Raw genomic sequence first — 6,918 nt, 5'->3', positions numbered from 1 at the left:
GCCGAATCCACAGCCACCGACCTCGGATACACTCCGCCCGATCAAGACAACGATTCTCTGGGGGCGTGCACATCACAGGTAGGCCAGCTTCCCGGGTGGTGACATTCCCGCGCTGCGGCGCGGCCTGGCGGTACTGGACCTGCTCGCGCAGCGTCCGCACCCGGTGCCCGCCGCCCTCGTCGCCCGGACCTTGGGGCTCCCCCGCTCCACCACGTATCAGCTGCTCAACGAGCTGCGCACGGCCGGATACGTCACCTATTTGGCGGACGAGCGCAGATACGGGCTGGGGCTGGCCGCCTTCGAACTCGGCGCCGCCTACCTGCGCCAGGACCCCTTGGAACGGGTGGCCGCGCCGCTGCTGCGGGGCCTGGTCGACACCGCCGGTGGGACCGGGCATCTCGGAGTGCTGCACGGCAACGAATCGCTGTACCTGATCGAGCAGCGCCCGGCCCGCCCGCAGACCCTGGTCACCGATGTCGGGGTGCGACTGCCCGCACACCTGACCGCGACCGGCCGGGCCATGCTCGCGCAGCTGGCGCCCGCCCATGTGCGCGCCCTTTTCCCCGGCCCGGCCGCCTTCCCCATGCGCACCGCACGCGGTCCGCGCGATCTGCGGCGGTTGCGCGGCATGCTGAAGGTCGAGCGGGAGCGCGGATGGGCTGTCGAAGACGGCTATGTCACAAGCGGTTTCGCCACCGTCGCGGCCCCGGTGTTCGATCACGGCGGGCACCCGCTCGCCGCCATCGGCCTGACCGTGCGGCATCACTGCGACGACCAAGATCCGGACAAACCACACGAAAGGCCGTACGACCACGCCGAATCCGCTGAATGCGGACAAATCTGGCCCGATATCGCCATGCCCGTGCGTGCCGTCGCGGCCGCGCTGACCGCCGCCATCGGAGGCCGCCCGCCACGCCGAAGCGCCCCCATCCCGACCGGTCGCCCGCGCCGAATCACCTGACACGACCGGGCGGTCACCCACCAGGGGACCGGACGAAGCCCATTGCGCGGCCCGGCAATCCCTGAGAGGTTGCCGCCAAGCTGCGCGTTTCCCTCTGGCCGAGGCCACGAATTGGTTACGATCGGCGGGGAAGTCGAGGGAGGTGTGGTGTCCGAAGGCAATCGAGCACCGGTAGGGGTGGACCCCTTCCGGCCCAATCCCGCTCGGGTTTACAACTATATGCTCGGCGGCAAGGACAACTACGACGCCGATCGCGAATACGGCGACCGGATGCTCGAGGTCGCCCCCGATACCAAGATCACCGCCTGGCACAGTCGACGCTTCCTGCTCGCGTCCGTGCGCTGGGCCGCCGAGCAGGGTATCCGTCAGTTCGTCGATATCGGCGCCGGCATCCCGATCGCGCCGAATGTCCACGAAGTGGCCCAGGAGATCAACCCGACCGCGATCGTCGCCTCCATCGACTTCGATCCCGTGGTCCATGCGCACAGCAATGCCCTGCTGACCGGTGCCTCGGGAGTGACTCCGATCCTCGCCGACATTCGTGAACCGGACACGGTTCTTGAATTGGCACGGAAAGAAGCGGGAATCGACTTCGCGCAACCCGTCGCGATCGTCATCGTCGGCGTCCTGCACTTCGTCATGGACGACGAGAAGCCCTTCGAGGCCGTCGCCCGCCTGCGCGAGGCCATGGTGCCGGGCAGTGTGCTGATCATTCAGCATGCCTCCATCAATACCCACCCGTTCTTCCAGGACACCGCCAGCACCAGGGCCATCGGCACCCCGTCGCAGCCCGCCTTTCGCACGGCCGACCAGGTGGCGGAATTCTTCGAGGGTCTCGAAATGATGGAACCCGGCCTCGTCCCCGCCAACGAATGGCTCGATGCCGAATTGCCGCCTACCAGACTGGTAGTGCTGTGCGGGGTCGGCCGCAAGAACTGAGCCGCGTTGTCCCTGTACCAGACTGACAGCCGGGGCGGGTCAGCCCACCGCGGCCAGCAGGTCGGCACGAGCGACGAGGCCATCGGCGATCGGCCGGGGACGGCGGCCCAGCCCGCACGCGCTGGCCACCCCGTCGAGCGGACGTTTCATGGCCGCCTCGATCATCCGCAAGGTCTCGATCTGCGCTGCCTCACTGGGTGTTTCGTGGACGAACCCGGCGTAGAACTTGGTCTCGGTGGGTAATTGCAGCCCCGCCAGCGGCGCGTAGAACTCCGGCCGCGTGGACGGCGGGATGTCCCCGGCGGCCAGTGGCCCGTGGACGAACTCCAGCGTGCGCCCCGAAGGCCACTGGCGGGCAATCGAATTCGCCAGCGCCACCAGCGGACGGGTGTCCCGCAAGGTGGTCCGCGCCTTGTTCCGCATGCTGCCCAGGCACAGGTGCACGCCGATGCGGGTGCCCGCCGGAGTCGACGCGGCCAGCGCGGCGATCCCGCGCCCCAGCCCCAAGGCGGTGTCGAGCTGCCGGTGCAGCGGCTGAGCCTTGGCCATCAGCACCGTCTCGGCGGTGGCCTCGAACTGCAGCACGACATCGTCGCCCACCAGCTCCCGGATGCCTTCGATATCGCGAATGGTGGCGTCGTGGAACGCTTTCTGATGTTTGCGCACCCCGCACATGCCCATGGCGATGAAGGCCATGGTGAAGTCGGTCGGCATGCCGATCTGCAGCGACAGCTCGGGCAGATCCCGCTCGGCACGCAGGCTCCGGAACACCGGCAGCGCCTCCCGCGCCTCACCGAGATACCCCAGTTCCATCATGTCGCCGGTCAACCGCGCGCCGCGCGCGGCCCGGTGCACGGTCCGTTCGTGGCTGGAGTTCCAGCTGCCCTGCCGTTTCACCTCCAGCGCACCCTGGGCCACCAGGTCCGCGATGATCGGCTGGATGTACCACTCGTAGCGGCGGGTCTCGCCGGTGGGCAGGGTGCGCAGCCGCGAGCCCGCGCCGTCGAGCATCGCCCGCATCGCGTCCTCGGTGCTCACGGCCGGAAAACTACCGACGAAGTGCACATTTCGCGCGCCCATACCGTGCATATTAGATCTTCAACCACGTTCTCGAATGCGCAGGTCGCGGAACACCGTGTGGGGTATCGTCATTCGCCAGAAGATGGCCCGACTCGGAACCGCTCCTGGGAAGGGATTCGGTTGTGAAGAAGCTCTATGCCCGTCTGATGAAGGCGTCATGTCCCACTGATCCGGATGTGCTGGCGGCCAGTATTCCCATTATCCAGGACGAGGTCGTGCCCTACGCCATGTCCGATCCGGGGGCCCGGCAGATCTTCTTCTTTCACGACGCGGCCGAAGGGACCATGTTCTCGATCACGCTGTACGACACCGAGAAAGACCTCGAGCACGCCATGCGCGACGCCGACAGCGAGCACCGCCACACCACCCTGGCGCGGCTCGGCTATCGGGCGCTCGACGCGCGTGCCCTCGAGGTGGTGGCGGGCGCGGTCGCCGACGATGCCGTGGAAGTCGACTTCAGCCAAGGGAATTCATAACGTGCGCACCTCGTTACGGGCGCTGGCCGTGTGCGCGGCCGCGACCCTGTTGTCCTTGACCCCCGGTCTCGCCCATGCCGATCCAGCGGCGGCGGGCGGCTGTCAGGACGTCAGTTTCCCGGTGCCGCAGGGCACCATCGCGGGGACGCTGTGCCTGCCCGCCACACCGACCGACACGGTCATGGTCCTGATGTCGGGCTCCAACTACAACCATGTCTATTGGGATTTCCCCTACCAACAGGACACCTACAACTTTCGCAAGGCCATGAACGCCGCCGGCTACGCGACGCTGGTGGCCGACCGGCTCGGCAACGGCGCGAGCAGCAAGCCGCCCGCGCTGACGCTGACCGCCCAGACCACCGCGGACGCACTGCATGTCATGGTGCAGGCCCTGCGCGGCGGGCTGGCGGGCAACGCGCCCTTCACCAAGGTCGTCACCGCCGGGCATTCGCTCACCTCCAGCACCTCCATGATGGAGGCCCTCGGCAATCATGACGTCGACGGCATCATCCTGACCGGCTACTCGCACACGCTCAGCGTCCCGGATGTGCTCGGTGTCATCAGCACCTATCACCCGGCCGTCGAGGAGCCCGAATTCGTCGGGCGCGGTTACGATTCCAACTATCTGGTGGCCCGTGCGGGCACCCGTGCCGCCAACTTCTTCGGCGTCGGCTACGACCCGCAGGTGGTCGCCCTGGACGAGGCGGGCAAGGAAGCCTTCTCGCTCACCGAGTATCCCGACGGCCTGCTGACCACGCTGCCGGGCGAATCCAGCCTGCTGAATATCCCGGTGCTTCTCGTCGACGGCGGCCGCGACCGCCTGGCCTGCGGGCCCGGCTTCAGCATCTGCGCCGACACCGCCACCTTGCAGGCCGCGGAAGCCCCGTACTTCGCGCCCGCCGCCCGGCTGCGCACCTACGTGCTGCCCGACAGCGGACACGCCATCAACCTCGCCCCGAACACCCGCGACTACCACGCGGTCGTGATCGATTGGATGAAGTCGGTCACGGGCTGAGATCGACTGCGGGCGAGCCGAACTCAGGTCGAGAACGGCGCGCCCGCACCCTCCGCGCGAGCCGGACCGGACCGCCGCGCCGCCAGCGGCAGCGCGATATCCTCGAGCGAGCGGCCCTCCGCGTCCACCGCGAGGAACCAGGCGATCAACCCGCCCGCGATCATGACGCCCGCGCCGAGCAGGTAGCCGAGGAACAGTCGGCCCGGATGCGTGCCGTCACCGATGAGCGCACCGTAGATGACCGGCCCGAGTGCGCCGAAACATTGTGCGATGGCGAAGAATACGGCGATCGCCTTGGCGCGGACCTCCAGCGGGAAGATCTCGCTGACGGTGAGATACGCCGAACTCGCACCCGCCGAGGCGAAGAAGAAGATGACACACCAGCAGGCGGTCTGCGTGATGGCATTGAGCACGCCCGCGTAGAACAGCACCGCCGAAATCGCCAGCAGCACACCGGAAAGCAGGTAGGTGCCCGCGATCATGCGGCGTCGGCCGAGGGTGTCGAAGAGGTGCCCGATGGTGAGCGGCCCGACCAGATTGCCGACCGCGAAGGCGATCAGATACAGGGGTGTCGAGCCGGACGGGACACCGTAGAACTTGCCGAGCACCAGCGTGTAGGTGAAGAAGATCGCGTTGTAGAGAAATGATTGGCTGATCATGAGGCTCGCGCCGAGGATGGCGCGGCGCGGATACTCGCGGAACAGCACCCGAGTCAAGGCTACATAGCCGATCTGATCGGCCGGTTTCACCTCCATCGCCCGGGATTCGTCGACCGGCGGCAGCCGCACCCCGGTCGCCGCCACCTCGCGTTCGATCTCCTCGATGGATTCCTCGGCATCGCGGGCGTGACCGTGCATGATCTGCCAGCGCGGGCTCTCCGGCAGATGGCGGCGCACCACCAGGATCACCAGGCCCAGCACCGGGCCGATGAGGAAGCCGAGCCGCCAGCCCAGGCCCAGGCTGAGGTGATTGAGCAGGATATAGGTGCCGAGGGTGCCGAGAATCGCTCCGGCCCAGTAGGTTCCGTTCACCGCGATATCGACGCGGCCCCGGTAGCGGGCCGGAATCAATTCGTCGATGGCCGAATTGATGGCGGCGTATTCCCCGCCGATGCCCATGCCCGCGATGAACCGTGTGGCGTACAGGAAGGCCACCCAGCCCGCGCCGCTGCCCAGCGTGGCGGCGGTGAGCCCGCTTCCGATGAGGTAGACGCCCAGCGTCACGAGGAAGAGTTTGCGTCGCCCGAGCCGATCCGAGAGGTTCCCGAAGACCAGCGCGCCGACCACCTCACCGGCCAGGTACACCGTCGCGATCAAACCGACGGCGGCCGAGGACATGTGCAGCGTCTCCGGTTTGGTCAGCGTGTCGGCGACCGCGCTGGCCACCGTGATCTCCAGACCGTCCAGGATCCACGCCACGCCGAGCGCGACCACCAACCGGGTATGGAATCTCGACCACGGCAGCCGATCGATTCGAGCGGGCACCAAGGTCCGCACCACTCCCCCGCCGAGCACCTCCGACATAGCGACTCCCGAGTCCGATTCCGCGTACTCTGCCTTACCCATCGACTGCCCGGACAAACGATAGAGCACCTCGCGGCCATTCGAGCCCAACTGCTTTCCGTGGGCGTGCAGCCGCCTCACCTGCTGCGATACCCGTGGATCCGCCAATCGAACCTACCGGCCCGAATATTCCGCGATGAGTTTCCGGGACGCTATGGCTAGCATCGGCGTTCGTGCGTTCAGTTTCCGGGGGAAATTTCCAAATCAAACTGATCGCCCTCATCGCGGGGGTGCTCGGTGTCGTGCTGGCGGTGCTCACGCCGCTGCTGCCGGTGCGGCAGGATCGGGCGAGTATCGAGTGGCCGCAGTCGCAGGCGGTGCAGGTGACCGCGCCGCTGGTGGACTATGTGCCGCTGTCACTGGATGTGCGCGTGCCGTGCGTGGTGCTGCGGGACATGCCGAGCGGAACCGTGCTGTCCACCGTTCCGGCGCAGGCGCAGGGCGGGGACGCCAAGGGGCTGATCGCCCGCATCGAGGACAAGCCGGGCAGCGGGCGCACCCTGTCGGTGATGCTGCGCGGCACTCCGCTGCTCACCGCGTCGATCTTCGAAATGACCGGGGTGGGAACGGCTTCCGACCCGGCGGTCGCCACGCCCTCGAACGAGAAACCGTCGGCCACACCGACCCCGAGCGCAACGCCGGCACCCGGCGCGAATCCGTCCGCGGGCGCGACACCTCCCGCAGGCACGAATCCGGCTGCGGGCGCGACACCTCCGTCGGGCGCGAATCCCTCGACTGGCGCAACGCCTCCCCCGGGCGCAACGCCGCCCCCAGGCGCTACGCCACCCGCGGGCGCGACACCTCCACCCGGCGCGACACCTCCACCGGGTGCGACGCCGCCGCCCGGTTCCACGCCGCCGCCCGGCAGCACGCCGCCTGCCGACG

At 68.0% G+C, this 6,918-nt stretch carries 6 protein-coding genes and 1 pseudogene; 5 read left to right on the top strand and 2 right to left on the bottom strand.

Features of this window, described 5'->3' with window-relative positions; translation table 11 throughout:
* The first annotated feature begins 103 nt into the window (after window positions 1–103).
* Window positions 104–961, top strand: coding sequence for an IclR family transcriptional regulator (locus ACWELQ_RS33430; RefSeq protein ID WP_452401030.1), 858 nt, complete (start codon window positions 104–106; stop codon window positions 959–961).
* Between the two features lie 42 nt (window positions 962–1,003).
* A complete protein-coding gene (locus ACWELQ_RS33425; RefSeq protein WP_452401029.1) occupies window positions 1,004–1,900 on the top strand; it encodes an SAM-dependent methyltransferase in 897 nt (298 codons plus the stop codon).
* A 39-nt stretch (window positions 1,901–1,939) separates the two neighbouring features.
* Here the strand turns inward: ACWELQ_RS33425 and ACWELQ_RS33420 are convergent, their stop codons facing one another.
* On the bottom strand, window positions 1,940–2,938 hold the full coding sequence (locus ACWELQ_RS33420; RefSeq protein WP_452401028.1) for a hypothetical protein: 999 nt from the start codon (window positions 2,936–2,938) through the stop codon (window positions 1,940–1,942).
* A gap of 164 nt (window positions 2,939–3,102) precedes the next feature.
* On the opposite strand from ACWELQ_RS33420, the gene ACWELQ_RS33415 reads away from it, so the two are divergent.
* The gene (locus ACWELQ_RS33415) at window positions 3,103–3,456 is read left to right on the top strand and encodes a hypothetical protein (protein ID WP_452401027.1); all 354 of its coding nucleotides are present in this window, start codon (window positions 3,103–3,105) and stop codon (window positions 3,454–3,456) included.
* A 1-nt stretch (window position 3,457) separates the two neighbouring features.
* Window positions 3,458–4,471 carry an alpha/beta hydrolase gene (locus tag ACWELQ_RS33410; RefSeq protein ID WP_452401026.1) on the top strand — a complete coding sequence of 338 codons (1,014 nt, stop codon included), beginning with the start codon at window positions 3,458–3,460 and terminating at the stop codon, window positions 4,469–4,471.
* Between the two features lie 23 nt (window positions 4,472–4,494).
* Here ACWELQ_RS33410 and ACWELQ_RS33405 read toward each other — a convergent pair whose 3' ends face one another.
* Window positions 4,495–5,994, bottom strand: a complete 1,500-nt coding sequence (locus ACWELQ_RS33405) for an MFS transporter (protein ID WP_452401025.1) — start codon at window positions 5,992–5,994, stop codon at window positions 4,495–4,497.
* 212 nt (window positions 5,995–6,206) lie between these two features.
* Between ACWELQ_RS33405 and ACWELQ_RS33400 the strand changes: the two are divergent.
* A pseudogene (locus tag ACWELQ_RS33400) lies at window positions 6,207–6,918 on the top strand (hypothetical protein); the annotation flags it as partial.

It is taken from the genome of Nocardia sp. NPDC004722 (assembly GCF_053601505.1).
This window is presented reverse-complemented; position numbering and strand designations above follow the sequence as displayed.